This window comes from Stenotrophomonas sp. YJH_SMC_16 (assembly GCF_059367875.1).
In genome coordinates this window covers 55,178-80,501 of sequence record NZ_JCAFRH010000011.1, presented here as the reverse complement: position 1 = coordinate 80,501, position 25,324 = coordinate 55,178, and the positions used below count along the sequence as shown (strand labels likewise).

Genomic DNA, 25,324 nt, shown 5'->3' with positions numbered 1-25,324 from the left:
CCCCTGATGGATGGAGGCCCACATGGCCCCGGTTTCGATACGCCCTATACCCGTCCGCATGCAGCAGCACTGGACGCTGCTTGCGGTCTGCCTGGCCGCGCTGGCGCTGCCGTTGTCCTTTTCGGCCGGTGCCGTCGCGGTGCCGGTGCTGGCTCGTTCTGCGGGGGCCTCGCCCACCGCGTTGGCCTGGGTGACCAATGCCTTCATGCTGACCTTCGGCAGCCTGCTGCTTGCTGCCGGTGGCCTGGCCGACCGCTACGGCCGTCGGCGGATGTTCCTGACGGGCACGGTCGGATTCACCGCTGCTACGACCGCTGTATGCGTGGCCCCGACGCTGCTGTGGCTGGATCTGGCGCGCGGCCTGCAGGGCGTTGCCGCCGCCGCCGCGCTGGCCTCGGGCACTGCGGCGCTGGCGCAGGGCTGGCAGGGGCCGGCGCGTGGCCGCGTCTTCGCCCTGCTGGGCACGACGTTCGGTGCGGGGCTGGCGCTTGGGCCGTTGCTGGCGGGCCTGCTGCTGCAGGCACTGGGATGGCGCAGTGTGTTCGCAGCCGGTGGTTTACCGGCATTGGCGGCCTTCGCACTGGGCGCGCGCGTGTTGCCTGAGAGCCATGGAGAGCGCGGCCGGCTGGATGTCGGCGGCATGCTGGGTTTCAGCATGATGCTGGCGGCGCTGACGCTGGCCCTGCTGTGGCTGGGCGAATTCGGCGTGCACGCCATGCGCGTGCAACTGGCATTGCTCGCCACGCTGTTGCTCGGCGCAGCGTTCGTCTGCGTCGAACGGATGCATCCATTCCCATTGCTGGACCTCTCGCTGTTCTCGCAACCGGCGTTCCTGGGCGTCCAGCTGCTACCGGTGGCGACCTGCCTCGGCTACGTGGTGCTGCTGGTGGTGTTGCCGCTTCAACTCCTGGGTGTGCATGGGCAGAGCACCACGTGGGTTGGCCTGCAGATGCTGGCCCTGTCTGCGCCGATGCTGGTGCTGCCGCTGTTGGCCGCGCGCTGGGCGGGACGGATCGGCAGCGCACGGCTGTGCACTCTTGGCCTGCTGGTGTGTGCGTGCGGCCTGTATCTGCTGTCGCGGTATGCGGCCAATCCGTCGCCGCGGCAGTGGATGCCATGGCTGGTACTGATCGGCGCAGGGACGGCGTTGCCGTGGGGGCTGATGGACGGGTTGTCGGTGAGCATGGTGCCGGTGCAGCGGGCCGGCATGGCTGCAGGCATCTTCGGCACCGTGCGGGTGGCCGGCGAAGGTATTGCGCTGGCGGCGGTGACAGCAGTGCTGTCGCTGATTGCCAGCGAGCATCTACAGGGAGCATCGCCTGCATCGTTGGCGCGCGCTGGTGCCTATCTGGCCACGGGTACGCAGGCACAGGCGCAGGCACTGCTGCCGTCGATGAGCGGTGAGCAGCTGCAGCACGCCAGTGCCGAGGCGCTGGCGGTGCTGCTGCGTCTGCTGGCACTGCTGACCGCCGCATGCGCGGTGGTGTTTCACCTGCTGCTGCGGCGGCCGACATTGGCCGTGCTCAGAACCGATAGCTGATGGTGCCGGTGACCACGCGCGGGTAGCCGGCGAAGCAGTCGCCAAACGTACGGCACGGGGCGTAGTAGCGCTTGTCGGTGAGGTTGGTGATGTTCAATGCCATCGTCCAGTCGGTCACCTGCACTTCCACCAATGCATCGGCCAGCGTGTAGCTGGGCGTGATGATGCGCCCGCCATTGCCCAGCGATACGGTGTTGCCGACGTGGCGCACGCCCAGGCCCAGGCGCAGGCGTGCGGCATCGTCAAGCTGGAAGCCCTTGGATACCCAGGCCGAGGCCAGGTCCTGTGGGGTGTCGTTGAGGCGCTGGCCCACTTCCAGCGCGAAGTTGCTGTGGCTGACTTCGGCCTCATTGCGGGCCACCGCGGCGGTGATGGTGAGGTCGTTGGCGAACTGGAACTGGCCTTCCAGCTCGAGGCCCTTGGAGCGGATCTGCCCGGTCTGCACCACGTTCAGCACGTTGTCCGGGTCGTTGGTCTGGCGGTTGGTTTCGGTGATGCGGTACGCCGCCATCGTCAGCAGCAGGTTGCGTGCCGGCTGCCACTTGATGCCGGCCTCGCTCTGGCGGCCACGCATCGGTTTGAAGGCCTGGCCGAACAGGTCCTGGCCAGTGACCGGCAGGAACGACTCGCTATAGCTCAGGTAGGGCGATACACCGGCGCCGAGGTCGCCGATCAGGCCGGCGCGGTAGGTCGTCGCGTTGTCGGTCTGGCTGGGCTGGCCTTCGGTCTTCGAGCGCGCATGGTCGCGGCGCGCGCCCAGCACCAGCGAGACGCGGTCGGCCCAGCGGATCTGGTCCTGCACATAGACACCCAGCTGGGTGGAGGTCTGGTCCGGCTGACGATCCCAGCCACGCACGACCGGTGCGGCCGACACCGGGGCGTAGATGTCGATCGGCGTGCCGGTGGCATCCAGCCGCTGCAGCTGCTCCTTGTACTGGCTGTAGTCCACCCCGGCCAGCAGCAGGTGCTGGAAGGCACCGGTGGCGAAGTCGAACTGCAGCGCATTGTCGGCGCTGAAGATCTGCACGTCGGGGCGGGTGCCGTAGGCGGTGCGGTTGACCACGCGGTGGTCGGCATCGATGAAGGGATCTGCCGGATTGCTGTAGCTGTCCACGTACATCTGCTGCAGGGTGGTCCTGCCATCGATGTAGCGCACCGCCGAGCGCAGGCTGAGCACGTCATTGAAGCTGTGGTCGAACAGCGCGGTCAGGCTGTAGACGCGCGAATCGATGCGATCAAAGCCGGGGTGGCCGATGAAGGTGGAAGTGCCCAGGCGGCGACCCGGCAGTGCCAGCAGGGTCGCGGCCAGCGGCAGGAACTGCTGGCTGGAGCCGGTCCTGTCGTGCTGATAGCTGGCCAGCAGGGTCAGCGTGCTGCGTTCGCCGCGCCAGCTGATCGAGGGCGCCAGGTAGATGCGGTCATCGTTGAGTACATCGGTCTGCATGTTGGATTCACGCATCAGCCCGACGAAGCGGCCGGCAAGCGTACCGGCATCGTTCAAGGCGCCGCCAATGTCACCCTGAAGCTGCCTGCGGTCGAAGCTGCCGAACTGCACGCCGACCTCGCCCGTGAGGGCGCCGAAGGTCGGGCGCTTGCTCATCGCATTGATGATGCCGCCGGTGGCGCCGGCACCGTACAGCACCGAGGACGGGCCGCGCAGCACTTCCACCCGCTCCAGGCCATAGATTTCCGGGCGGGCGAGAGGGCTGAAACCGTAGCTGCGGCGCAGGCCATCCTGGTACTGCACGGGGTCCAGCCCGCGCACCGAGGTCGCGTCGTTGCGGGTATCCAGGCCCCAGGCATCGGCGGTCACGCCGGCGCTGTAGCGCAGCACTTCCTGCAGGTTGTGCGCGCCGCGATCGGTGAACAGCTGCTGGGTGACCACGCTGATCGCCTGCGGCGTCTCGGTCAGGGCGGTGTCGGTCTTGGTCGCGGTGCTGGCCCGCTCGGCCACCACGGTCACCTTGTCCAGGGTGCGTGCCGCCGGGCCGTCCTGGGCCTGGGCGATGGCCGAGGCCAGCAGGGTGGGCAGGGCAAGCGTGTACAGCAGCGGGCGGCGCGGCGACAGGGCGGGCATCGTCAGGAATCCGGGAAGGCGGTGACGGCGGATTATCCGGATGCTCGACTGCAAATACAAATGATTCCCAAATGCGATTGGATCACTCGGGACAGGCGTCAGGGCAGGCCGTCCGAGGCGCCGCGGATGCTCAGCCAGGCGCCACCGCCCGGGGCACTGCCTGCGCGCAGCCGGAAGCCGTGCAGGCCGGCAATGGCGGCCACGATCGACAGGCCCAAGCCGAATCCAGGTCCCTGGCCGGCACTGCTGCTGCCGCGGAAGAAGCGCTGGTAGATCAGTGTGCGATCCTGCGGCGGGATGCCGGGTCCATTGTCGATCACATCGATCCTCGGCGCGCCGTGATCATCGACCGCACGCAGCAGGATGCGGCCGTGCGCAGGGGTGAACTGCAGGGCGTTGGACAGCAGGTTCGCCACCGCTTCGAACAACAGCTCACGGTCGCCACGCAGCAGGCTAACCTTTGGATCCACCTGCAGTTCCAGCAACTGCTGCTTCTCTTCGGCCAGTGGCAGGTAGAACTGGTGCAGTTCCTGCAGCAGCTCGGCAACGTCGACCTCGTCGAAGGCCGAACGCCGCTGGTGGCTTTCCAGTTCGGATACCCGCAGCAGCGCGGTGAAGCGCGCCATCAGCATGTCCGTTTCCGCCAGTGCCTTGTCCAGCGGGTCGGCATGGGGATCCTGTTCGTCCAGACCGACGCGCATGCGGTACAGATGCGCCCGCAGGCGGGTGAGCGGGGTGCGCAGATCATGGGCGATGCTGTCGCACACGCCTTTGACCTCGGTCATCAGCTGCTCGATGCGTTCGAGCATGGCATTGACGATGCTCGACAGCCGATCGATCTCGTCGCGACGGTTGGATACCGGCAGGCGCTGGCCGAGGTCGCCGGCGACGATGCGGCTGGTGGCCGCTTCGATCTGCTGGATCCGCTTCAACGGGCGCCGGCGCAGCAGATGCCAGCCGACCAGGCCAGGGATGACGGTCAGCGACACGCCCCACAGCAGTGCATCGAGAATGATGCTGTTGACCGCCATGAGCTTGCCGTTCTGGCGCACGAACACCAGCGTCCGCCCATCCCGGGTCGCTACGCCAAGTGCGCTGCCGCCGCTCTCGTGCTTTCCATCGACCAATGTCCAGCCTTCCACCGGATGCGAGCTGCCATCCAGCGGCAGTCCCGCTGGGATGGCGGTCAGCGGTCCAGCCAATGGCGCGCCGTCGCCGCTGAACAATCCGTAGGTGTAGACCTGGTGCAGGTCGAAGCGCTGGCTGTCGCGCAACGCATCGTCCAGTGCCTGGCCGTCGAATGCCATGAACAGATGGGCACGCTGCTGCAGCCCGGATTCGGTCAGGTCATTGAGATAGTCCGAGATGCGCCAGTACATCACCCCCAGCAGCAGGCTCGACCAGGCCACGAACAGGATGCAGTACAACCCGAGCAGGCGGCTGCTGGACGAGCGCCACTGGTCAGGATTGCGCATCGAAGACATAGCCGGTTCCACGTACGGTGGTGATGGGTTGAGGGCGGCCCGGCTGCTCGATGCGCTTGCGCACGCGGCCGATGTGGACATCGATCAGGTTGGTGCCGGGGTCGAAGTGATAGCCCCAGACTTCCTGGAACAGCATGCTGCGGGTGACCACCTGGCCGGCATTGCGGACCAGGAATTCGAGCAGCTTGAACTCGGTCGGCAGCAGGCTGATCTCCTGCCCGCCACGCCGGGCCGAACGGGTCATCAGATCCAGTTCGAGGTCGCCGGCATGCAGGACACTGTCGGCAGGGCCGGCCTGGCTCTGGCGACGGATCAATACCTCCACGCGGGCCGCCATCTCATCGGAGGCGAACGGCTTGGTCAGGTAATCGTCGCCGCCTGCACGCAGGCCACGCACGCGCTCGTCCACGTCCGACAGCGCGCTGATCATCAGTACGGGCGTGACGATACCTTCGCGCCGGAGGGCCGTGACCAGCGCCAGGCCATCGATGCCGGGCAGCATGCGGTCCAGGGTGATCACCGCGTAGTCGCCCGCCCGCGCCAATGCCAGGCCGGCAGTGCCGTCAACGGCAACGTCGACCTCGAAGCCATGGCTGCGCAGTTCTGTTGCGATTTCCTCCGCAGTGACAAGGTCGTCCTCGATGGTGAGTACGCGCGGCATGGGCCATTGTGCAGGTTGGATGGCTGCCATCCTCGCAACCGCTCGCGGTGACTGCAAATGAAAAATGTTTCATGCGCGATTCGCCAGATTCCGCGCACAGGTCTTCTATATTCGGCGCCGAGCGTCTCCCCACGACGCGCGGAACCCCGGCACCCGATGAACCTCCTGCACATGCCCTTGCCATGCCATGCCCGGCCACTGCGGCTCCGGCGGCCTCTGCTGCTTGCGCTCGTTCTGCTCGGCCTGCTGTCGGCCTGCGGCAAGGATGCGTCCACGCCGGCCGGCAGGCTTCACGAGGTGGAGGTGCTGACCATGCAGGAAAGGCCGCTGGCGATGGAACAGGAGCTGCCTGGGCGGACCATCGCATCGCAGGAGTCGGATGTGCGCCCGCAGGTGGATGGCGTGCTGGTGAAACGCCTGTTCGAAGAGGGCGAATCCGTGCATGCCGGGCAGCCCTTGTTCCAGATCGAGCCGGCCCTGTACCAGGCGGCAGTGAACCAGGCGCAAGCCAACCTGAAGACCGCCGAAGCGGCGGCAGTGACCGCACGCCTGCGCGCGCAACGGATGCAGGCGCTGGGCGGCGAGCAGCTGGCCGCGCGCCAGGACGTGGATGACGCCATCGCCAGCGGGCAGCAGGCCGCAGCCGCGGTACAGGCGGCACAGGCGAGCCTGGATACCGCGCGCACGCGGCTTGGTTTCGCCACGGTGACCGCGCCGATCGCCGGTCGCATCGGCCGCGCGCTGTTCACACCGGGTGCGCTGGTCACCTCGGGCCAGGCCAACCCACTGGCGCGGATCCAGCAGGTCGACCCGATGAACGTGGACATCACCCAGTCCAGCAACGAGTACCTGGCCTTGCGCCGCGCCATCGCCGACGGTGGCGTGCAGGCCACCACCGCTGCGGTGCGGCTGAGGCTGTCCGATGGCAGCGCGTATCCGTTGCCCGGCACTCTGGAATTTGCCGATATCGACGTGCAGCAGGAAACCGGCAGCATCACCCTGCGTGCACGTTTTCCCAATCCCGCCGGGCAGCTGCTGCCAGGCATGTACGTGCGCGCGCTGGTGGGGCAGGGCACCCGCCAGCAGGCGCTGCTGGTGCCACAGGCTGCGGTCGACCGCAGCCCGAAGGGCGAGGCGCAGGTGTGGGTGGTGGATGAGGGCGGCAAGGCGAAGCTGCGCCTGTTCCGCACCGCGCGTGCGGTGGGCGATCAGTGGCTGGTGCTCGATGGCCTGGCCGCCGGTGAACAGGTGGTGGTGGCCGGCACGCAGGGCCTGGCCGATGGCATGGCGGTACGGGTGAAGTCTGCGCCGGCACCGGCCGGGAAGGACTGAGCAGATGCTGCCGCGCTTCTTCATCCATCGCCCGGTGTTCGCCTGGGTGCTGGCGATCTGCATCATGGCGTTTGGCGCGATCGCCGTCAGCCAGCTGCCGGTCGAACAGTACCCGGACATCGCACCGCCACAGGTCAACATCACCGCGAACTACACCGGCGCCTCGGCGCAGACGGTGGAAGACAGCGTCACCCAGGTGATCGAACAGCAGATCAAAGGCATCGATCACCTGTTGTATTTCTCGTCGACCAGTTCGTCATCGGGGCAGGCGCGCATCACGGTCACATTCGACCAGAGCGCCAACCCGGACATTGCCCAGGTCCAGGTGCAGAACAGCGTCAACCAGGCCATCAACCGGCTGCCGCAGGAAGTGCAGCAGCAGGGCGTGACGGTCGCCAAGTCGCAGGGCGACTCGCTGATGGTGGTCTCGCTGTATGACACCAGCCGGCGCATGGAACGGGTGGATGTTTCCGACTTCCTGGTCAGCAACGTGCAGGATCCGATCAGCCGCATTCCGGGTGTCGGCGAGATCAATGTGTTCGGCTCGGCGTATGCGATGCGCGTGTGGCTGGACCCGCACAAGCTGCGCGCCTACGACCTGATGCCGGCCGACGTGCGCACGGCCATCCAGGCCCAGAACACCCAGGTCACGGCCGGCGAACTGGGCGCATTGCCATCCAGCGCAACGCAGAGCCTGAATGCCACCGTCACTGCCCAGTCGCGGCTGCAGACGCCCGAACAGTTCCGCGCGATCATCCTGCGCACGCTTCCCAGCGGCGCTGCAGTGCACCTGGGCGACGTGGCACGGGTGGAGATCGGTGCCGAGAACTACCAGACCAGCAGCTATCTCAATGGCTATCCGGCGGCGGGTTTCTCGGTCACGCTGGCCTCCGGGGCCAACGCGCTGGCCACCGCGGATGCGGTCCGTGAGGAGATCGAACGCCTGCGACCAACGTTCCCGCCCGGGCTGCAGGTCGCCTATCCGCGCGACAGCACACCGTTCGTGCGGGTCTCGATCGAGGGTGTCATCCATACCCTCATCGAGGCCATCGTGCTGGTGGTCGTGGTGATGTTCCTGTTCCTGCAGAACCTGCGTGCTACGTTGATCCCCGCGATCACGGTGCCGGTGGTGCTGCTGGGCACGTTCGGCGTGCTGGCGGTCGCCGGATTCACGATCAACACGCTCACCTTGTTTGCGATGGTTCTGGCGATCGGCCTGCTGGTCGACGACGCGATCGTGGTGGTGGAGAACGTGGAGCGCATCATCCACGACGAGCACCTGCCGCCACGCGAGGCCACCGAAAAATCGATGGGCGAGATCACCGGCGCGCTGATCGGCATCACCGTGGTGCTGGGCGCGGTGTTCCTGCCGATGGCCCTGTTCGGTGGTTCCACCGGCATCATCTACCGCCAGTTCTCGATCACCATTGCATCTGCGATGGCGCTGTCGGCGCTTGTCGCGCTGACGCTGACCCCGGCGCTGTGCGCGACCCTGCTCAAGCCATCTTCGGCGCAGAAACCGCAGGGCCGCTTCTTCAGGACCTTCAACCGGGGTGTCGAGCGCAGCCAGTTGGCCTATCAGGGAAAGCTCGGTGGCGTGGTCTCCCGGCCGCGGCGCTGGATGGCGTTCTACCTGCTGGTGGTGGTTGCCATGATTGCGCTGTACGCGCGCATGCCCACCGGCTTCCTGCCGGTGGAAGACCAGGGCCAGGTGACCTTCCAGTTCTCCACGCCGGAGGGCACGCCGATGGCGCGTACCGAAGCGCTGGGCGAGCAGATCAGCCGCTACTTCATGGAGCACGAGAAGCAGAACCTGGACGTGGTGTTCGTGGTGGTTGGCCGCAACAATGCCGGCACCGGCCAGAACGCCGGACAGGGCTTCCTCGCACTGAAGCCCTGGGATGAGCGTACCGGCGACAACACCGCTGCGGCGATCATCACGCGTGCCAATGCCTACTTCCGCGGGTTGCCCGATGCCAGGGTCAATGTGCTGGCACCGCCGGCGGTGCGTGGACTGGGCCAGTCCAGCGGCTTCGAACTGTGGTTGCAGGACACCAGCGCCGCCGGGCGCGTGGCCCTGCAGGCGGCGCAGGAACAGGTGGTGCGTGCGGCCGGCGAAGACGATGGGCTCACCTCGGTGCGCCTGAACGGCCTCGGCGACAAGGCCGAGCTGCGGCTGGACATCGACCATGCGCAGGCCAGCGCGCTGGGGTTGTCCCAGGCTGACATCAATTCCACCCTGTCGGCGGCCTGGGGCGGCAGCTACATCAACGATTTCCTCGATCGCGGTCGGGTCAAGCGTGTGTACATGCAGGGTGACCAGCCCTACCGCAGCGTGCCCGACGACATCGGCCAGTGGTATGTGCGCGGTGGCAACGGCCAGATGGCGTCGTTCGCCAGCTTCGCCAGCAGCCACTGGGCGCGCGGACCCCAGCTGCAGCAGCGCTTCAACGGTCTGCCGGCGATGCAGATCCAGGGCAGTGCCGCCGAAGGACGCAGTTCGGGCGAGGCGATGCAGCGCATGCAGGCGCTGATTGCGGACCAGGCGGGATTCGACCTGCAGTGGAGTGGCCTGTCCTACCAGGAGCGGTTGGCCAGCAACCAGACGCTGTGGCTTTACCTGGCCTCGATTGCCTTCATCTTCCTGTGCCTGGCTGCGCTCTATGAAAGCTGGACGGTGCCGGTGGCCGTGGTACTGGTGATTCCCTTGGGCGTGATCGGTACCGTGCTGGCGACCACCGCGGCGGGCTTCGTCAACGACATCTACTTCCAGGTCGGGCTGCTGACCACCATCGGCCTGTCCGCCAAGAATGCGATCCTGATCGTGGAGTTCGCCGAGGCCCGCTATCGCGCGGGCAGTTCAGCGGTGGAGGCCGCGCTGCAGGGCGCACGCCTGCGCCTGCGTCCGATCGTGATGACGTCGTTGGCCTTTGTGGCCGGTGTGATTCCGTTGGCGTTGGCCACCGGTGCCGGTGCGGTCAGCCGTCGTGAGATCGGCATGAGCGTGATCGGCGGCATGGTCTCCGGCACGGTGCTGGCGGTGGTGCTGGTGCCATTGTTCTTCGTGCTGGTGCGCCGCCTCGGCCGGTCACGGCCGCAGGACTGAGGGGGGCGCGGCTGTCATCTGGCTGCCGCAGCACCATCACCCGTCCTTTGCCCAGCTGTCGCTAGCGTAGGTCGTCCCCGTCCCCCACGGAGACCTGCCATGTGGCTGCTCGATCATCTCTGGCCCGGCCGCAGACCTGTCCCTCCCCCGGTCGCTGCCGAACCACAGGCGACGCCCCGTCGGCCCTGGCTGAAACGCCCGGTGCGGGCCGGCCGCAGTGGCATGGCGCCGTGGCAGAAGGTCGCCGCACCGCCACGGCGGACGCGCCACTAGGCTAGTCGCCGCGGTCGGCCGGGTGGTTGACCCCGTCGTTGACCGGAATGATGCCCAGTGCGAACGGGTCGATGCCCTCCAGGCAGGCCACGTTGTAGCCGTACTGGTCCGGGTTGGAACGACGCCGGTGGTGGGTGTAGATGCCGCACACGCCGCAGAAATAGTGCTCGGCCACATGCGTGTTGAACTGGTACAGCTGCAGGTGGTTCTGCCCGCGCACCACCTGCAGGCCCGCGCGTGCGACGCTGGCGGCGATAGCGCCACGGCGGCGGCACATCGAGCAGTCACAGCGGCGCGGGTCGACGATGCCATCAGGCAGGTCCAGCAGCAGTTCGACCGTGCCGCAGTGGCAGGTGGCGCGATGCCGGGGTTGGACCGGAACGCCGGCCACGGAAGTGATGCCCATCGTTGCTCCTGTGAGGTGAATCTGGCCGCAGAGGCCGCCGCCGACGGTGCGCCGGCCTGCCTGAACGGGCCGTAGATGCCACGGTGAACCCGCTTGTGGCTAACTATGCGGCTTCAAGACCGCGACAGGATGCCAGTGAACGCCGCAGGACGTTGGATGACAGGAAGTGCCATGGCGCTGCTGGTGCTGTGGGTGACCGGGCTGCTGGCCTATCAGTTGCCTGGGCCGGGCTGGCTGGCCGCCGGCGTCGCCGGGCTGTGGCTGCTGGTTGCGCTGTGGGCGTCGTGGCGGGTCGCGCGGGGCCGTGCCTCGCGCCGCCTGGGTCTGGCGTTCGGGGCATCGCTGGCACTGGCCGGCCTGTGGTGGCTGCTGCTGACCCCGCGCCAGGACCGGTTGTGGGCCGATGACGTGGCGCAGCGCCTGCACGTGGTGTCCTTCGATGGCCGCCACGTCGTGCTGGACAATGTGCGTGACTTCAGTTGGCGCACCGAAACCGACTACGACGCACACTGGGTGCGCCGCGAGTACGACCTGGACCAGCTGCGCTCGGCCGACCTGGTGCTGTCGTACTGGATGGGCCCGGCCATCGCCCACACCCTCATCTCGTTCGGCTTCGAGGACGGTCGCCACGTGGTGTTCTCGCTGGAGATCCGCAAGGAGCGCGGTGAGTCGTTCTCGGCGCTGGGCGGCTTCTTCCGCAAGTTCGAGATGACCCTGGTGGCGTCGGAGGAGACCGACATCATCCGCACACGCACCAACGCGCGTGGCGAGGATGTCTACCTGTACCGCCTGCATGGTATGAACCGCACGCAGCTGAAGGAACTGTTCGCTGCGTACATCGCGCAGGCCCGCGAACTGGATGCGAAGCCCGGCTTCTACAACACGTTGACCAGCAACTGCACCACCATCGTCTTCGACCTGGCCCGCCACATCGCACCGCGCCTGCCGCTGGATTACCGCCTGCTGTTGTCCGGTTACCTGGCCGAATACGCGCAGGAGGTCGGCGCGCTCACTCCAGGCGTGCCGTACACCGAGCTGCACGACAAGGGCCGCATCACCCAGCGTGCGCTGGACCTGGGCGATGGCCCGCACTTCTCCACCGTGATCCGCCAGGGCGTGCCCGGCACCGAGCAGGACCCGCAGTAATGACCCAACTCTTTCTGACCCGCTGGCAGCGCATGCTGCCGGCGCTGCTTGCCGCCTTCCTGCTGCTGGGCAGCAGCGGCTGTGCGATGGTGACCGTCAAGCAGGTCAAATCCAGCGATTCGCTGGTCAACAAGCGCGCGGATGTGCTCAACACCGGCAAGCTCAGCCCAGCCGCGCGCGAGACGCTCAGCGCGGCGGGCCTGGACGAGTCGCAGTGCGAGAAGGACTTTCTGGTCTGCCGCAGCACGCTGCTGATGACCGATGAGCTCAATGTCGAGCAGCGGCTGTCGGCGCTGTCCGAATTGTGGGTGAAGGCCGCGCTGGCGCTGACGCCGAAGAAGACCGCAGCGGGTGATCCGCCGATGAGCGATGCGGCATTGGATGCTTGGCTGGAAGCGGCGCGCTACGCGTATGCGTATCTGTTCTACAGCGGCCGGTCGCCGTCCGACCGTGCCTTCGAGGACCGCCAGACGCAGGTGCGTGACTACTACAACTACGCGGCCGAGAAGGCGGCGGTGGTGCTGTTCGTACGCGCGCGTGCCGCTGCATTGGCCGGCGAGGACTATACGAAGCCGATTTCGGTCGGCAGCTGGTCGCTAGCCTCCAACTACCAGCAGCTGGGCCTGAAGAGCATCCCGGCGCAGCTGGTGCCGGCCGGTACCGTCAGTTTCGTCGGCCTGCGCAGCACCTATCGCCGCGATGGTTTCGGCGCCGAGCTGGTGATGGTGATGGATCCGCCGAAGCTGGTCGCGCCGGTGATCGCAGCCGATGGCCCCAAGGCCGAGGCGCCGCAGGAGGATGAGGACGACGCACGCCGTGGCCGCCGCCATCGCCATGACGACTCGGTGCCTGAGTTCAGCGAGATGTCCTCGATCAACGTCACAGCGCTGCTGCGCTTCGAGGGCAGCAGCCTGGAAGACGTGATGCGCACACGCCGAGTCGAGCTGGATGCCTATTCGCCGGAAGCCACCGAGCGCATCACCCTGCACGGTGAGCAGGTACCGCTGGCCGGCAATTTCACCGCGGCCTATGGCCTGTGGCTGGCGCAGAGTGGCTTCGCCCGGCAGTCGCTGCGCACCCTGTTCGGCATGAGCGAGGGCATCGGCGAGCCGCACATCTACCTGATGCAGCCGTGGGACCCCAACCGCCGCATCATCTTCATGTTGCACGGCCTGGCCAGCAGCCCGGAAGCCTGGGTGAACCTGGCCAACGAGATCATGGGCGATCCCGAGCTGCGCCAGCAGTTCCAGGTCTGGCAGGTCTATTACCCGACCAATGCGCCGATCGCACTGAACCGCTACGAGATCGCCAATGCGTTCAACGATACGCTGAAGCATTTCGACCCCAACGGCAGCACGCGTGCATCGAAGGACATGGTCTACATCGGCCACAGCATGGGCGGTGTACTGGCGCGGCTGCTGGTGAGCGACTCGGGCGACGTGCTGTGGAATGACCTGCTGGCCAACTACGACCTGAAGGGTGAACGGCTGAAGCGGGTGCAGAACAAGCTGGGGCCGCTGCTGCATTTCAAGGCACAGCCGAACGTGGAACGCGCGATCTTCATCGCCGCACCGCACCAGGGTACCGACATCGCCGGCAACAAGGTCGGCCGCCTGATCGGTCGCCTGGTGCGCCTGCCGCTGACCATTCTCGGCAAGTTCGAGGACGTGTTCATGGCACTGGCGCAGGCCGAGCAGCAGGTCGATGGCACCGCCAAGCCGAAGATCCCGAACAGCATCGACAACCTCAAGGCCAGCGATCCGTTCGTGAAGGCCGCCGCACAGCTGCCGATCGAAGCGGGCCTGAAGTACCACTCGATCATCGCCCAGCGCAAACCGGAACTGCCGGTGGAGAAGTCCGATGACGGGCTGGTGCCGTACTGGAGCGCACACCTGCCGGGCGCATTGTCGGAGAAGGTGATCATTTCCGGCCACAGCGTGCAGGAGACCCCGCAGGCGGTGCTGGAGGTGCGGCGCATCCTGCATCGGGACATCGATGATGTGGGAGCCGACAGGACACCCTGACCGCTGCGTTCGCCGGGCGTGGCCCGGCGGAATCCGCCCGGTGGTGTTACACCCGTCGCGCGATCACCGTGGCCAGCAGCGCCAGGCCGAAGGTGATCGCCAGGCACAGCACGTAACCGGTGTGGGGTGCGCTTTGCACGAACAGCGCGAACAGCGCGCCGGAAACCGCCAGCGCGGTGGTCACCGACAGGGCCTCGCTCAGCTGCAGTGCCGAGGTGTTGGCACCCTGCTCCTGCGGCGCCGACAACGACAGCGTCAGCACCGACAGGCTTGCGTAGATCATGCCCATGCCGAAGCCGGTCACGGCCCAGCCGAGCAGCGACACCGGCAGTGGCACCACGTTGAACAGCACCGCCAGCGTTGCGGCGATGCCGACCGTCATCATCGTTGTGCCCACCCGCAACAGCTGCTGGCGCGACCAGCCACGCTGCTGGTGACCCTGCAGCCATGAACCGGCGAACCAGCCCAGTGCGCCAAGACTGAGCACGGCACCGGCCCAGCTGGGCGAGAGCCCGCGTTCGCGCTGCAGCAGCAGCGGCAGGTAGGCCTCGCAGGCGAAGAAGGCGGCCGCCGCGACGCCGCGCAGCGCGATCACGCTGGGCAGGCCACGGCGCAGGATCAGCGTTCCGGGCGGAAGCAGTCGATGTACGCAGAACAGCAGCGCCAGCATCGCCACGCCGATGCAGAGCAAGGCAGGCAGGCCCTGTTGCTGACCGCCGAAGTACAGCAGCAACGCGGCCAGCGAGGCACCACTGGCCCAGCGCACCACGTTGCCGCCTCCATCATCGGCGCTGCCGGCAGGACTGGGCTGCATGCGTGCCAGCGCGGGGCGCAGCAGCAGGGCCGCCGGAACCGCCAGCAATGGCACCGCCAGGAACACCCAGCGCCAGCCCAGGTGCTGCACGATCAGGCCGCTCAACGCCGGGCCGACCATCGATGGCACCACCCAACCGGCCGAGAAGGCGGCGAATACCTTCGGCCGCAGGTGCTCGGGGTAGCTGCGGCCGACCATCACATACAGCGAAACCGAGATCGCGCCCGCGCCGAGGCCCTGCAGCAGCCGCCCCGCCACCAGCATGCCCATGCGCATCGCGAAGCCGGCCAGCAGCAGGCCCAGCACGAAGCAGCCCAGGCCGTACCACAGCGGCCTGGCGGGCCCGTGGCGGTCGGCCCAGCGCCCGGCCAGGGTCATGCCGATCACGCTGGTGGCCAGGGTGCCGCCGAAGGCGAGGGCGTACAGGCGCAGGCCATCCAGCGCCTCGGCCACGGTCGGCATGGCGGCCGCTACCGCCAGGGCTTCGAAGGCATGCAGCGCCACCAACGCCACCATGCCGATGGTGGTGGCGCGGTAGCGCGGGGACAGGATCGACGTATCCGCCGGTGTACTGGCGTTGGCGGGGGCGAGCGTGGGGGTCATACGGGTCAGATGCGGGCCGCGCTTGTCAACTGGCGGCGAAGATAGCAGCATGACACCTCAACTGCAGTTGAGGTCAAGCAATGGTGTCCCAGGAACTGAGCGTTGGCGAAGTCTCCCAGCGCAGTGGCGTGGCGGTTTCCGCGCTGCATTTCTACGAGCGCAAGGGGCTGATCAGCAGCCTGCGCACCTCCGGCAACCAGCGTCGCTACAGCCGTGACGTGCTGCGACGGTTGGCCGTGATCCGTGTCGCGCAACGGGTGGGCATGCCACTGGAAGCCGTCGGCCGTGCCTTCGAAAGCCTGCCCGAGGGGCGCGCACCGACCAAGGCCGACTGGGCCAAGCTGTCCGCGCGCTGGCGCACCGAGCTGGAGGAGCGCATCCATATGCTGGAACTGCTGCGCGACGAACTGACCGGCTGCATCGGCTGTGGCTGCCTGTCGCTGCAGCGTTGCCGCCTGGCCAACCCCGGTGACGTCCTCGGCGAACGCGGCGACGGCCCGATGCGCTGGGAGTGACCCGCGAAAAGGGGACGGAGGGGATTATGTCGTTTGTGCATTAACGACTTAATCCCCTCCGTCCCCTTTTTTCTTACCAGACCGTGATCGTCTCGCCGCTCTGGATGCCTTCCACTGCACGCTGGAAGGCCAGCGCCGCGCGTTGCGCGCTTACCGCTTCAAAGCCCGGGAAGTAGGGGCCGTACGCCGCCATCGATTCGATCAGCACGTTCGGGCTGACCACGTTGATGCGCAGGCCACGTGGCAGCAGCTCCAGTGCTGCCGCACGCACGAAGCCTTCCAGTGCGGCGTTCACGGCGGTGGCATTGACGCCATCGCGGATCGGTTGGGCGCTGATGATGCCGCTGGTCAGGGTGATCGAACCGCCGGCGTTGAGGTGGTGCTGGGCGGCCAGTGCCAGCCGCACCTGCCCCAGCAGCTTGTCCTGCAGCCCGATGTTGAACTGTGCTGGCGTCATCTGCTGCAACGGTCCGAAGTGCACCGAGCCGGTGGTGGAGATCACCGCATCGACCGGGCCGGTACGCGCGAACAGTTCGGCGACGCTGGCGTCATCGGTCAGGTCCACGCGCAGTTCGCCGCTGCTGCGGCCGGCGGCGAGAATCTGATGCTGCTGGCCGAGCTGGTGGGCGACTGCCTGGCCGAGCGTGCCGCTGGCACCGACGAGGAGGATCTTCATGGCCGTTCCTTGGGTGAGGGGGTGAGCGCAGTCTGCGCCGTCACAGTGGAGTTAGGTAAGCGGCGTATGCTTCGCAGATTCCTAATTCTGGATTAGTAATGGATACCCTTCGCTGCATGCAGGCTTTCGTTGCCGTGGCCGAGCGCGGGAGCTTCGCCGGCGCCGCCGAACAGCTGCAGGTCTCGGCGGTGATGGTCGGCAAGTACATCCAGCAGCTGGAGGCGCACCTGGGCACCGCGTTGCTGCAACGGAACACCCGCCGCCAGCGCCTGACCGAAGCCGGCAGTGCCTACCTGGCCGGGTGCCGGCAAGTGCTGGAGCAGGTGCAGCAGGCCGAGGCCGATGTGGCCGGCCTGCAGATACAGCCACGCGGGCTGCTGCGGGTCAGCGCACCCACCACCTGGGGCAGCTGCGTGCTGGCGCCACAACTGGCCGGCCTGCTGCGCGCGCAGCCGCAGTTGAACATCGAACTGGATCTGAGCAACCGCCGTGTGGACCTGATCGAGGACGGCTTCGACGTTGCGATCCGGGTCGGGCCACTGCCGTCGCAGGAGGTGGTGGCGCGGCCGCTGCCACCGTATGCGATGAGCCTGTGTGCGGCACCGTCCTACCTGCGCCGGCGCGGCACGCCGCGTACGCCCGCGGATCTGCAGGGGCATGATTGCCTGAGCCACCTGGCCTGGCGCGGCGGGCATGGCTGGCAGTTGGCCAATGGCGAACAGGTGGATTGGGAGGCGCGTCTGACCTGCAATGATGGGTTTGCGTTGCGCGAAGCGGCGGTCGCCGGCGCGGGGCTGGTGCTGCAGCCGACCGCATTGCTGGCCGGCGAGATCGCAGCAGGTCGGTTGAAGCCGCTGCTGCGCGACTACCTGCCCGAACCACGGCCGATGCACCTGATCTACCTGCCCGACCGCAGGCCGCGCCCGCGGTTGCAGTGCTTCGTCGATTTCGTCATGACCACATTGGGGCAATGAGCATCCACGCCAGGCGTGGATGACGGGGGGTGCCGACCGTTGGTCGGCACGCATCGGGATCAATCATTCGCCGCAGACAGTTCCTGCCCACGCACCTGTGCGGCACGCAGTGCGGTGTCCACCAGGGCCTCGAAGCCACCGGCCTGGAAGCTCTCGATCGCGGCCTGGGTGGTGCCATTCGGCGAGGTCACGCGGCGGCGAAGCTCGGCCGGGCTCTCACCGGCTTCATCAAGCATGCGCGAGGCACCCAGCAGGGTCTGCACCACCAGCGTGCGCGCGGCGTCGGCTGGCAGGCCCTGGGCAATACCCGCCGCTTCCATCGCTTCGGCCAGCAGGAACACATAGGCCGGGCCACTGCCGGATACGGCAGTCACTGAATCCATCAGCGACTCGCTGTCGATCCACACCGTGCGCCCGGCACTGGCCAGCACCTTCTCGGCCTGTGCGTGCTGCTGCGTGTCCACCGACGGTGTGGCGAACAGGCCGGTCACACCTGCGCCGAGCAGGGCAGGGGTGTTCGGCATCGCGCGCACCACTGCCAGGTCGCCTCCCAGCCAACGCTGCAGCTGCGCGCTGGTGATGCCGGCGGCAATCGACACCACCATCGGTCGGTTCGCCTGTGCCAGTGCCCGCAGCGACTGGCAGACCTCACGCAGCACCTGCGGCTTCACCGCCAGCAGCCAGGTGCTGCCCTGCGCAGCGGCATCAATCGCGTTGTCATGCACCTGCACACCGAAGTCGGCGGCCAGCGCCTGGCGCAGTTCGGCCACCGGTTCGGCGACGTGGATGTGCGCGGCGGGTGTGCCCTGGCGGATCAGGCCGGCGATCAGGCTGCGCGCCATGTTGCCGCCGCCGATGAAAGTGATGGAATCAGCTGCCATGGAAAGCTCCTTGGAAAGTCAGGCTGGGCGCGGGCGCGCGCCGAACAGTGCGGTACCGATCCGCACCAGGGTGGCACCCTCGGCGATGGCTTCGGCGTAGTCGCTGCTCATGCCCATCGACAGCGTGTCGATCTGCGTGTGCTGGGCAGCCAGCGACTGGAAAAGTGTGCGCATGCGCACGAATGCATCCCGACGGTGCTCGGCCTCGGGCCATGGCGCGGGAATCGCCATCAGTCCGCGCAGGCGCAGGGTGGGTTCGGCGGCAATTGCGGCGGCGAGTACGTCCACTTCCTCCGGTGCACAGCCATGCTTGCTGGATTCGTCGTCGATGTTGACCTGGATCAGTACGTTCAGCGGGCCGCGCGCGGCCGGGCGATGGCGCGCAAGCGCCGTTACCAGCTTGGGCCGGTCCACGCTCTGCACCCAGTCGAAGTGGCTGGCCACGGCATCGGCCTTGTTCGACTGCAGGTGGCCGATCAGGTGCCACTCCAGCGCCAGGTGCTGCAGCGCCTGCATCTTGGCCAGCGCTTCCTGCACATAGTTTTCGCCGAAGGCATGCTGGCCCTGTGCGGCCAGCGCGGCCACGGCCTCGGCCGGCTGGGTCTTGGACACCGCCAGCAGGCGTGGATCGGGCCTGCCCGCGGCCTCGGCGGCGGCATGCAGGTTGCTCAGGATCTGGGGCAGGGGAGTGGCCACGTAACGCGTTCCGTTGAATCAGGAGGCTATACTGCCGCCCGGGGAAAGATCCTTCCAGTCGAAGCCGTTATTGGGGAGTAGCCGCTCATGGATATCGCCGAGCTGTTGGCGTTTTCCGTAAAGAACAAAGCGTCCGACCTGCACCTGTCCGCAGGCCTGCCGCCGATGATCCGCGTGGACGGCGACGTTCGCCGGATCAACATCCCAGCCCTGGACCACAAGCAGGTCCATGCGCTGGTGTACGACATCATGTCCGACAAGCAGCGCCGCGATTACGAGGAATTCCTCGAAGTGGACTTCTCCTTCGAGATTCCGTCGCTGGCGCGCTTCCGTGTGAACGCGTTCAACCAGAACCGTGGCGCCGGTGCGGTGTTCCGTACCATTCCGTCCGAGGTGCTCACCCTTGAGGACCTGGCCTGCCCGCCGTTGTTCCGCGAAGTGATCCAGCAGCCGCAGGGCCTGATCCTGGTGACCGGTCCGACCGGCTCGGGCAAGTCGACCACGCTGGCGGCGATGATCGACTACATCAACAAGAACGAATACGGCCACATCCTCACCGTCGAGGATCCGATCGAATTCGTGCACACCTCGCAGAAGTGCCTGATCAACCAGCGCGAAGTGCACCGTGATACGCATGGTTTCAATGAAGCGCTGCGCTCGGCACTGCGTGAGGACCCGGACATCATCCTGGTCGGCGAACTTCGCGACCTGGAAACCATCCGCCTGGCGCTGACCGCCGCGGAAACCGGCCACCTGGTGTTCGGCACCCTGCATACCAGCTCGGCGGCCAAGACCATCGACCGCATCATCGACGTGTTCCCGGCCGGCGAAAAGCCGATGGTGCGCTCGATGCTGTCCGAGTCGCTGCGTGCGGTGATCTCGCAGGCGCTGCTGAAGAAGGTCGGCGGCGGTCGTACCGCAGCGTGGGAAATCATGGTCGGCACCCCGGCCATCCGCAACCTGATCCGTGAGGACAAGGTGGCGCAGATGTACTCGGCCATCCAGACCGGCCAGCAGTACGGCATGATGACCCTGGACCAGCACCTGCAGGACCTGGTCAAGCGCAGCCTGATCACCCGCAACCAGGCCCGCGACTACGCCAAGGACAAGCGCCTGTTCGAGTAAGGCGGGGCAGCCACGGGCGACGCGTGCAATGGCGCGGCCGCTCCGTGTTGTTTCCTCCACCGACCGTTACCTGGTAAACCGCTTTTCCGGGAGCCTGCTGTGAACACCACCGCGACCACCATCGATTTCACTTCGTTCCTCAAGCTGATGGCGCACCAGCGCGCCTCGGACCTGTTCATCACTGCGGGCATGCCGCCGGCGATGAAGGTCAACGGCAAGATCTCGCCGATCACGCAGACCCCGCTCACGCCGCAGCAGAGCCGCGACCTGGTCCTCAACGTGATGACCCCGGCGCAGCGCGAGGAATTCGAGAAGACCCACGAATGCAACTTCGCCATCGGCCTGTCCGGTGTCGGTCGTTTCCGCGTGAGCTGCTTCTACCAGCGCAACCAGGTGGGCATGGTGCTGCGTCGCATCGAGACGCGCATTCCGACCGTGGAAGAGTTGAGTCTGCCGCCGATCATCAAGACGCTGGCGATGACCAAGCGCGGCATCATCCTGTTCGTCGGTGCCACCGGCACCGGTAAGTCAACGTCGCTGGCGGCGATGATCGGTTACCGCAACCAGAACTCGACCGGCCACATCATCACCATCGAAGACCCGATCGAATTCGTGCACAAGCACGAGGGCTGCATCATCACCCAGCGTGAAGTCGGCATCGATACCGACAGCTGGGAAGCGGCGCTGAAGAACACCCTGCGCCAGGCGCCGGACGTGATCATGATCGGCGAAGTGCGTACCCGCGAAGGCATGGACCATGCCATCGCGTTCGCCGAGACCGGCCACCTGGTGCTGTGCACCCTGCATGCCAACAACGCCAACCAGGCGATGGACCGCATCGTCAACTTCTTCCCGGAAGACCGCCGCAACCAGCTGCTGATGGACTTGTCGCTGAATCTGAAGGGCGTGGTTGCGCAGCAGCTGATTCCTTCGCCCGATGGCCGCTCGCGCAAGGTGGCGATGGAGATCCTGCTGGGCACGCCGCTGGTGCAGGACTACATCCGCGATGGCGAGATCCACAAGCTGAAGGAAGTGATGAAGGACTCGGTCCAGCTGGGCATGAAGACCTTCGACCAGAGCCTGTTCGAGCTGTACCAGGCCGGTGAGATCAGCTACGAGGACGCACTGCGCTACGCCGATTCGCAGAACGAGGTACGCCTGCGCATCAAGCTCAGCCAGGGCGGCGACGCGCGCACCCTGTCGCAGGGGCTGGATGGCGTGGAGATCTCCGAGATCCGGTGACCTGGCGATGTGTAGAGTCGACTGACAGTCGACTCTACCGGGCGCGCGGGCGATTGATGAATTCCGGTCATGACCGACTGCCGTCCAGCCGGTTCAATCCAGCGCCCCTGCAGGCGTATCGTCAGCGCTCCCCCTCTGGAGCATGACGATGCAGACACGTGAACTCGGCCGCAGCGGCCTGAAGGTTTCCGCCCTGGGCCTGGGCTGCATGGGCCTGACCCATGCCTACGGCCAACCGGTCGAAACGGGCCAGGGCATTGCCCTGCTGCACGCCGCCGTCGAGCGCGGCGTGACCTTCTTCGACACCGCCGAGGTGTACGGCCCGTACACCAACGAAGACCTGCTCGGCCAGGCCCTGGCACCCTACCGCGACAGGCTGGTGATCGCCACCAAGTTCGGCTTCAAGGATGCGCGCACCGATGCTGGCCTGGACAGCCGCCCGGAGAACATCCGTGCCGTGGCCGAAGCCAGCCTCAAGCGCCTGCGTACCGACCATATCGACCTGTTCTACCAGCACCGCGTCGACCCGAACGTGCCGATCGAGGACGTGGCCGGTACCGTGCGCGACCTGATCGCCGAGGGCAAGGTCGGCCACTTCGGGCTGTCCGAGGCCAGTGCCGCCACCGTGCGTCGCGCGCATGCGGTGCAGCCGGTCACCGCCGTGCAGAGCGAGTACTCGCTGTGGTGGCGGGAACCGGAGCGCGAGCTGCTGCCGACCCTGCAGGAACTGGGCATCGGCTTCGTGCCGTTCAGTCCGCTGGGCCGCGGCTTCCTGACCGGTGCGATCAACGCCGATACCACCTTCGACGCCAACGATTTCCGCAACACCGTGCCGCGTTTCGAAGTGGAAGCACGCCGCGCCAACCAGGCGCTGGTGGACCGCATCAGCACGATCGCGGCGGCGCGGGGAGCGACCCCGGCGCAGGTGGCGCTGGCCTGGCTGCTGGCGCAGGCACCGTGGATCGTGCCGATCCCGGGCACTACCAAGGTTTACCGCCTGGAAGAAAACCTGGGCGCGGCCAACCTGCAGCTGGCGCCGGAGGAATTGCAGCGCATCGCACAGGCGCTGGATGAAGTGTCGATCGTCGGTGAGCGCTACAACGCGCAGCGTGCGGCGCAGGCCAAGGGCTGACCACCCGGCGGGTGCGGACCGTTGGTGGTGGGTGCGGACCGTTGGTCCGCACTCCTTGACCCTCACCCCATCGGCCCACGCAGCGCATCAAGCACCGTGCGCATCGCCACGGTGACGTGGCGGCGCGACGGGTAGTACGCGTAGTAGCCATCGAAGTGGGGACACCAGTCGTCCAGCACCGACCGCAGCCGCCCATCGTCCAGCATCGGCTGCACCTGGTCTTCCGGCAGCCAGGCCAATCCACTGCCGGCCAGCGCAGCGGCGCGGGTCATGCCCATGGTGTTGAAGGTCCACTGGCCGGTGACGCGCACGCTCAGTTCGTTGCCATCATGGCCGAAATCCCACGGCATCAGCCCGCCATGCGTGGGCAGGCGCAGGGTCACGCAGTTGTGGTCTGCCAGCTCGTCCGGATGCCGTGGCACCACATGCTGGCGGAAGTAGCTGGGCGCGCCGACCACGCGCATGCGCAGCGGCGGGCTGATCGGCACAGCGACCATGTCGCGCGCCAGCCGCTCGCCGAGGCGGATGCCGATGTCATAGCGCTCGGCCACGATGTCGGCCAGCCCGTAGTCGGCGGCCAGTTCCACCTTCAAATCCGGATACTGCTGCAGCAGCGGCGCCAGCCGCGGCCAGGCGATGTACTCGGCGGCGTGGCCGGTGGCATTGATGCGGATGGTGCCGGCCGGGCGTTCACGGTACTCGGCCAGCGCGGCCAGCCCGTCCTCGATCTCGGCCAGGCGCGGACCCAGGGTATCGAGCAGGCGGGCCCCGGCTTCGGTGGTGGAGACGCTGCGGGTGGTGCGGGTCAGCAGGCGCACGCCGAGACGTTCTTCCAGACCGCGCATGGCATGGCTGAGCGCGGACTGGGATACGCCCAGCTGGGCGGCGGCCTTGGTGAAGCTGCCCTCGCGGGCAACGTGGACGAAGGCCTGCAGGTCGTTGAGATTTTCGCGGGGCATGACAGGATGATACGGCTCCCGGATTGAACGGATCTGTCGATTTCCGGCTCCCCGGTTCGTCGTACCGGTACATCCAACGCAAGGAGCTTCCGCATGAGCACTGACACCAAGCCCAAGGGCCCGGCCTCGTACTTCCCCTCCATCGAGAAGACCTACGGGCAGCCGGTGGCGCACTGGTTCGGGTTGCTGGCCGGGAAGAAGGGCCTGAAACACATGGAACTGGTCAGCTTCCTGAAGAGTGAACATGGGCTGGGCCATGGCCATGCCAACGCGCTGGTGGCGCACCATCTGGCCGGCAAGGGCTGAGCAGGCAACCCCGCGCTGAACGGTTGTCGGCGGCCTCGCCCCACGGGATGCAGGGACGGGCAGACTGGGCGTCCATCCTCAGGCAGGACGCCCGCATGCAGGTCACGCTGGAAACGATCACCTCCGACAACTACGAGGCGGTGTGCGACCTTGACGTCAGCGAGGCGCAGCAGGACTTCGTGGCCGGCAATACCTGGTCGCTGGTGCAGGCAGCCTTCAATCCCGGTTACCAGACCCGCGCCATCCGTGCCGATGGCGAGTGGGTCGGGTTCTTCATGTGGGTGCCGGAGACGCCGCAGCGGATGTCGATCTGGCGCTTCATGGTCGATCAACGCTGGCAGGGCCGCGGCATCGGTCGACGTGCGCTGGAACTGGCGCTGGCGCAGATCCGGGCCACGCCCGGGCTGGCCGAGATCGAGATCTGCTACAACCCGCGCAATCCGGTGGCCGGCGCCTTCTACGGCAGCTTCGGTTTCGTCGAGACCGGAATGGACGAGGCCGGAGAAGACATGCTGGCCGTGCTGACTGCAGCGGTCCCGAAATAACTGAATGGGCAAGGGTGGCTGAACGATTTCATCTGCAACTGTCATGCAGATCGTGTCTAATACCGCTCCCCACCTGCTGTTCCCCACCCGTATGTCCCTTCCCTCCCATGGCCCCGCGCCGTGCGACGACGCTGACGGCCACCTGGTCACCGCCGGTCCGCTGACCCCGCCGCCCGACAGCGCCGGTACCACCGCCGACGAAAAAGCGCTGCGCCACTCGATCGCCGAGGATGTGCAGGGCATGGTGCTGGCCACGATGGTGGCCTCGCTGGGCCTGGCCATCTTCGCCAAGAGTGGGCTGATGATCGGCGGCATGGCCGGCATGGCGTTCCTGCTGCATTACGCGCTGGACTGGAACTTCGGCGTGGTGTTCGTGCTGGTCAATCTGCCGTTCTACTGGGTGGCGGTGCGGCGCATGGGCTGGGAATTCACCCTGAAGACCTTCGCCGCGGTCACCGCCTGCGGCGTGCTGACCGACCTGCTGCCGCGCTGGATCGACTTCTCGCACATCCACCCGCTGTATTCGGCGATCGTCGGTGGCGCATTGTCCGGCCTGGGCATCCTGTTCTTCATCCGCCACCGTGCCAGCCTCGGCGGTATCGGCATCCTGGCGGTGTACCTGCAGCGCACCCGTGGCTGGAGCGCGGGCAAGGTGCAGATGTCCTACGACGCCTGCCTGATGGTGGCCGCGTTCTTCGTGCTGTCGCCTTCCAAGGTGCTGTATTCGGCCATCGGCGCGGTGGTGCTCAGCTTGGTGCTGATGTTCAACCACCGCCCCGGCCGCTACATGGGCGTGTGATCGCGCTC

Annotated in this window: 21 protein-coding genes and 1 pseudogene; 13 read left to right on the top strand and 9 right to left on the bottom strand. The window is 66.9% G+C overall.

The annotated features are described in order from the left end of the window. The first annotated feature begins 22 nt into the window (after nucleotides 1–22). The gene (locus AC5P6E_RS19240) at nucleotides 23–1,540 is read left to right on the top strand and encodes an MFS transporter (RefSeq protein ID WP_329834864.1); all 1,518 of its coding nucleotides are present in this window, start codon (nucleotides 23–25) and stop codon (nucleotides 1,538–1,540) included. Here AC5P6E_RS19240 and AC5P6E_RS19235 read toward each other — a convergent pair. The 3 genes from AC5P6E_RS19235 to AC5P6E_RS19225 form a co-directional block, all read right to left on the bottom strand. Beyond that, nucleotides 1,524–3,617: a TonB-dependent siderophore receptor gene (locus AC5P6E_RS19235; protein ID WP_019336930.1), complete on the bottom strand. Its 2,094-nt coding sequence runs from the start codon at nucleotides 3,615–3,617 to the stop codon at nucleotides 1,524–1,526. The two genes, AC5P6E_RS19240 and AC5P6E_RS19235, sit on opposite strands and share 17 nt — an antisense overlap. A 98-nt stretch (nucleotides 3,618–3,715) precedes the next feature. Then, complete coding sequence (locus AC5P6E_RS19230; protein ID WP_019336931.1) at nucleotides 3,716–5,092, bottom strand: sensor histidine kinase; 1,377 nt, start codon at nucleotides 5,090–5,092, stop codon at nucleotides 3,716–3,718. Continuing rightward, a complete protein-coding gene (locus AC5P6E_RS19225) occupies nucleotides 5,079–5,762 on the bottom strand; it encodes a response regulator transcription factor (protein ID WP_010483717.1) in 684 nt (227 codons plus the stop codon). Before AC5P6E_RS19225 ends, AC5P6E_RS19230 begins: the two co-directional genes overlap by 14 nt. 156 nt (nucleotides 5,763–5,918) lie before the next feature. Here AC5P6E_RS19225 and AC5P6E_RS19220 point away from each other — a divergent pair, with 156 nt between their 5' ends. Together AC5P6E_RS19220 and AC5P6E_RS19215 are read left to right on the top strand one after the other, a co-directional pair. Beyond that, on the top strand, nucleotides 5,919–7,094 hold the full coding sequence (locus tag AC5P6E_RS19220; RefSeq protein WP_019336932.1) for an efflux RND transporter periplasmic adaptor subunit: 1,176 nt from the start codon (nucleotides 5,919–5,921) through the stop codon (nucleotides 7,092–7,094). Between the two features lie 4 nt (nucleotides 7,095–7,098). After that, nucleotides 7,099–10,200, top strand: coding sequence for an efflux RND transporter permease subunit (locus tag AC5P6E_RS19215; protein ID WP_019336933.1), 3,102 nt, complete (start codon nucleotides 7,099–7,101; stop codon nucleotides 10,198–10,200). 274 nt (nucleotides 10,201–10,474) lie between these two features. On the opposite strand, the gene AC5P6E_RS19210 is transcribed toward AC5P6E_RS19215, so the two are convergent. Beyond that, nucleotides 10,475–10,879: a GFA family protein gene (locus AC5P6E_RS19210; protein WP_019336934.1), complete on the bottom strand. Its 405-nt coding sequence runs from the start codon at nucleotides 10,877–10,879 to the stop codon at nucleotides 10,475–10,477. Nucleotides 10,880–11,050: 171 nt separating this feature from the next. On the opposite strand from AC5P6E_RS19210, the gene AC5P6E_RS19205 reads away from it, so the two are divergent. Together AC5P6E_RS19205 and AC5P6E_RS19200 are read left to right on the top strand one after the other, a co-directional pair. Next, entirely contained in the window at nucleotides 11,051–12,025 is a 975-nt protein-coding gene (locus AC5P6E_RS19205) for an Lnb N-terminal periplasmic domain-containing protein (protein ID WP_019336935.1), read from the top strand. Then, nucleotides 12,025–14,049 (top strand): esterase/lipase family protein, encoded by a 2,025-nt coding sequence (locus AC5P6E_RS19200; RefSeq protein WP_329763716.1) that lies wholly within the window; start codon nucleotides 12,025–12,027, stop codon nucleotides 14,047–14,049. The genes AC5P6E_RS19205 and AC5P6E_RS19200 overlap by 1 nt, the downstream gene beginning before the upstream one ends. A 46-nt stretch (nucleotides 14,050–14,095) precedes the next feature. Here the strand turns inward: AC5P6E_RS19200 and AC5P6E_RS19195 are convergent, their stop codons facing one another. Beyond that, nucleotides 14,096–15,517: an MFS transporter gene (locus AC5P6E_RS19195; RefSeq protein WP_019336937.1), complete on the bottom strand. Its 1,422-nt coding sequence runs from the start codon at nucleotides 15,515–15,517 to the stop codon at nucleotides 14,096–14,098. A 29-nt stretch (nucleotides 15,518–15,546) separates the two neighbouring features. On the opposite strand from AC5P6E_RS19195, the gene soxR reads away from it, so the two are divergent. Next, a complete protein-coding gene (soxR, locus tag AC5P6E_RS19190) occupies nucleotides 15,547–15,981 on the top strand; it encodes a redox-sensitive transcriptional activator SoxR (RefSeq protein WP_019336938.1) in 435 nt (144 codons plus the stop codon). A 73-nt stretch (nucleotides 15,982–16,054) separates the two neighbouring features. Here the strand turns inward: soxR and AC5P6E_RS19185 are convergent. Then, a pseudogene (locus tag AC5P6E_RS19185) lies at nucleotides 16,055–16,681 on the bottom strand (short chain dehydrogenase); the annotation flags it as partial. Between the two features lie 74 nt (nucleotides 16,682–16,755). Between AC5P6E_RS19185 and AC5P6E_RS19180 the strand changes: the two are divergent. Continuing rightward, entirely contained in the window at nucleotides 16,756–17,631 is an 876-nt protein-coding gene (locus AC5P6E_RS19180; protein ID WP_057503301.1) for a LysR family transcriptional regulator, read from the top strand. A gap of 59 nt (nucleotides 17,632–17,690) precedes the next feature. Here AC5P6E_RS19180 and proC read toward each other — a convergent pair whose 3' ends face one another. Together proC and AC5P6E_RS19170 are read right to left on the bottom strand one after the other, a co-directional pair. Next, nucleotides 17,691–18,512: a pyrroline-5-carboxylate reductase gene (gene proC / locus AC5P6E_RS19175; protein WP_019336941.1), complete on the bottom strand. Its 822-nt coding sequence runs from the start codon at nucleotides 18,510–18,512 to the stop codon at nucleotides 17,691–17,693. Between the two features lie 18 nt (nucleotides 18,513–18,530). Next, nucleotides 18,531–19,208: a YggS family pyridoxal phosphate-dependent enzyme gene (locus AC5P6E_RS19170; RefSeq protein ID WP_019336942.1), complete on the bottom strand. Its 678-nt coding sequence runs from the start codon at nucleotides 19,206–19,208 to the stop codon at nucleotides 18,531–18,533. An 87-nt stretch (nucleotides 19,209–19,295) separates the two neighbouring features. Here AC5P6E_RS19170 and AC5P6E_RS19165 point away from each other — a divergent pair, with 87 nt between their 5' ends. The 3 genes from AC5P6E_RS19165 to AC5P6E_RS19155 all read left to right on the top strand — a co-directional run bounded on the left by AC5P6E_RS19165 (nucleotide 19,296) and on the right by AC5P6E_RS19155 (nucleotide 22,707). After that, nucleotides 19,296–20,333 carry a type IV pilus twitching motility protein PilT gene (locus AC5P6E_RS19165; RefSeq protein ID WP_006422551.1) on the top strand — a complete coding sequence of 346 codons (1,038 nt, stop codon included), beginning with the start codon at nucleotides 19,296–19,298 and terminating at the stop codon, nucleotides 20,331–20,333. A gap of 99 nt (nucleotides 20,334–20,432) precedes the next feature. Continuing rightward, the gene (locus AC5P6E_RS19160; protein WP_006422552.1) at nucleotides 20,433–21,575 is read left to right on the top strand and encodes a PilT/PilU family type 4a pilus ATPase; all 1,143 of its coding nucleotides are present in this window, start codon (nucleotides 20,433–20,435) and stop codon (nucleotides 21,573–21,575) included. 148 nt (nucleotides 21,576–21,723) lie between these two features. Then, a complete protein-coding gene (locus AC5P6E_RS19155; RefSeq protein WP_019338300.1) occupies nucleotides 21,724–22,707 on the top strand; it encodes an aldo/keto reductase in 984 nt (327 codons plus the stop codon). A 62-nt stretch (nucleotides 22,708–22,769) separates the two neighbouring features. Here the strand turns inward: AC5P6E_RS19155 and AC5P6E_RS19150 are convergent, their stop codons facing one another. Next, nucleotides 22,770–23,666 carry a LysR family transcriptional regulator gene (locus AC5P6E_RS19150; protein ID WP_019338301.1) on the bottom strand — a complete coding sequence of 299 codons (897 nt, stop codon included), beginning with the start codon at nucleotides 23,664–23,666 and terminating at the stop codon, nucleotides 22,770–22,772. Between the two features lie 93 nt (nucleotides 23,667–23,759). Here AC5P6E_RS19150 and AC5P6E_RS19145 point away from each other — a divergent pair, with 93 nt between their 5' ends. From AC5P6E_RS19145 to AC5P6E_RS19135, 3 genes are all read left to right on the top strand, one after another. Further along, a complete protein-coding gene (locus tag AC5P6E_RS19145; RefSeq protein ID WP_014646220.1) occupies nucleotides 23,760–23,972 on the top strand; it encodes a DUF4287 domain-containing protein in 213 nt (70 codons plus the stop codon). A gap of 95 nt (nucleotides 23,973–24,067) precedes the next feature. Next, complete coding sequence (locus AC5P6E_RS19140; RefSeq protein ID WP_019338302.1) at nucleotides 24,068–24,517, top strand: GNAT family N-acetyltransferase; 450 nt, start codon at nucleotides 24,068–24,070, stop codon at nucleotides 24,515–24,517. Nucleotides 24,518–24,608: 91 nt separating this feature from the next. Beyond that, nucleotides 24,609–25,316: a YitT family protein gene (locus AC5P6E_RS19135; RefSeq protein ID WP_029379885.1), complete on the top strand. Its 708-nt coding sequence runs from the start codon at nucleotides 24,609–24,611 to the stop codon at nucleotides 25,314–25,316. The last annotated feature ends 8 nt before the right edge of the window (nucleotides 25,317–25,324 follow it).

Coding starts and splice junctions, on each gene's coding strand:
- AC5P6E_RS19240 (WP_329834864.1), top strand. CDS start 23: ATGGCCCCGGTTTCGATACGCCCTATACCCGTCCGCATGCAGCAGCAC.
- AC5P6E_RS19235 (WP_019336930.1), bottom strand. CDS start 3,617: ATGCCCGCCCTGTCGCCGCGCCGCCCGCTGCTGTACACGCTTGCCCTG.
- AC5P6E_RS19230 (WP_019336931.1), bottom strand. CDS start 5,092: ATGCGCAATCCTGACCAGTGGCGCTCGTCCAGCAGCCGCCTGCTCGGG.
- AC5P6E_RS19225 (WP_010483717.1), bottom strand. CDS start 5,762: ATGCCGCGCGTACTCACCATCGAGGACGACCTTGTCACTGCGGAGGAA.
- AC5P6E_RS19220 (WP_019336932.1), top strand. CDS start 5,919: ATGAACCTCCTGCACATGCCCTTGCCATGCCATGCCCGGCCACTGCGG.
- AC5P6E_RS19215 (WP_019336933.1), top strand. CDS start 7,099: ATGCTGCCGCGCTTCTTCATCCATCGCCCGGTGTTCGCCTGGGTGCTG.
- AC5P6E_RS19210 (WP_019336934.1), bottom strand. CDS start 10,879: ATGGGCATCACTTCCGTGGCCGGCGTTCCGGTCCAACCCCGGCATCGC.
- AC5P6E_RS19205 (WP_019336935.1), top strand. CDS start 11,051: ATGGCGCTGCTGGTGCTGTGGGTGACCGGGCTGCTGGCCTATCAGTTG.
- AC5P6E_RS19200 (WP_329763716.1), top strand. CDS start 12,025: ATGACCCAACTCTTTCTGACCCGCTGGCAGCGCATGCTGCCGGCGCTG.
- AC5P6E_RS19195 (WP_019336937.1), bottom strand. CDS start 15,517: ATGCTGCTATCTTCGCCGCCAGTTGACAAGCGCGGCCCGCATCTGACC.
- soxR (WP_019336938.1), top strand. CDS start 15,547: ATGGTGTCCCAGGAACTGAGCGTTGGCGAAGTCTCCCAGCGCAGTGGC.
- AC5P6E_RS19180 (WP_057503301.1), top strand. CDS start 16,756: ATGGATACCCTTCGCTGCATGCAGGCTTTCGTTGCCGTGGCCGAGCGC.
- proC (WP_019336941.1), bottom strand. CDS start 18,512: ATGGCAGCTGATTCCATCACTTTCATCGGCGGCGGCAACATGGCGCGC.
- AC5P6E_RS19165 (WP_006422551.1), top strand. CDS start 19,296: ATGGATATCGCCGAGCTGTTGGCGTTTTCCGTAAAGAACAAAGCGTCC.
- AC5P6E_RS19155 (WP_019338300.1), top strand. CDS start 21,724: ATGCAGACACGTGAACTCGGCCGCAGCGGCCTGAAGGTTTCCGCCCTG.
- AC5P6E_RS19150 (WP_019338301.1), bottom strand. CDS start 23,666: ATGCCCCGCGAAAATCTCAACGACCTGCAGGCCTTCGTCCACGTTGCC.
- AC5P6E_RS19145 (WP_014646220.1), top strand. CDS start 23,760: ATGAGCACTGACACCAAGCCCAAGGGCCCGGCCTCGTACTTCCCCTCC.
- AC5P6E_RS19140 (WP_019338302.1), top strand. CDS start 24,068: ATGCAGGTCACGCTGGAAACGATCACCTCCGACAACTACGAGGCGGTG.
- AC5P6E_RS19135 (WP_029379885.1), top strand. CDS start 24,609: ATGTCCCTTCCCTCCCATGGCCCCGCGCCGTGCGACGACGCTGACGGC.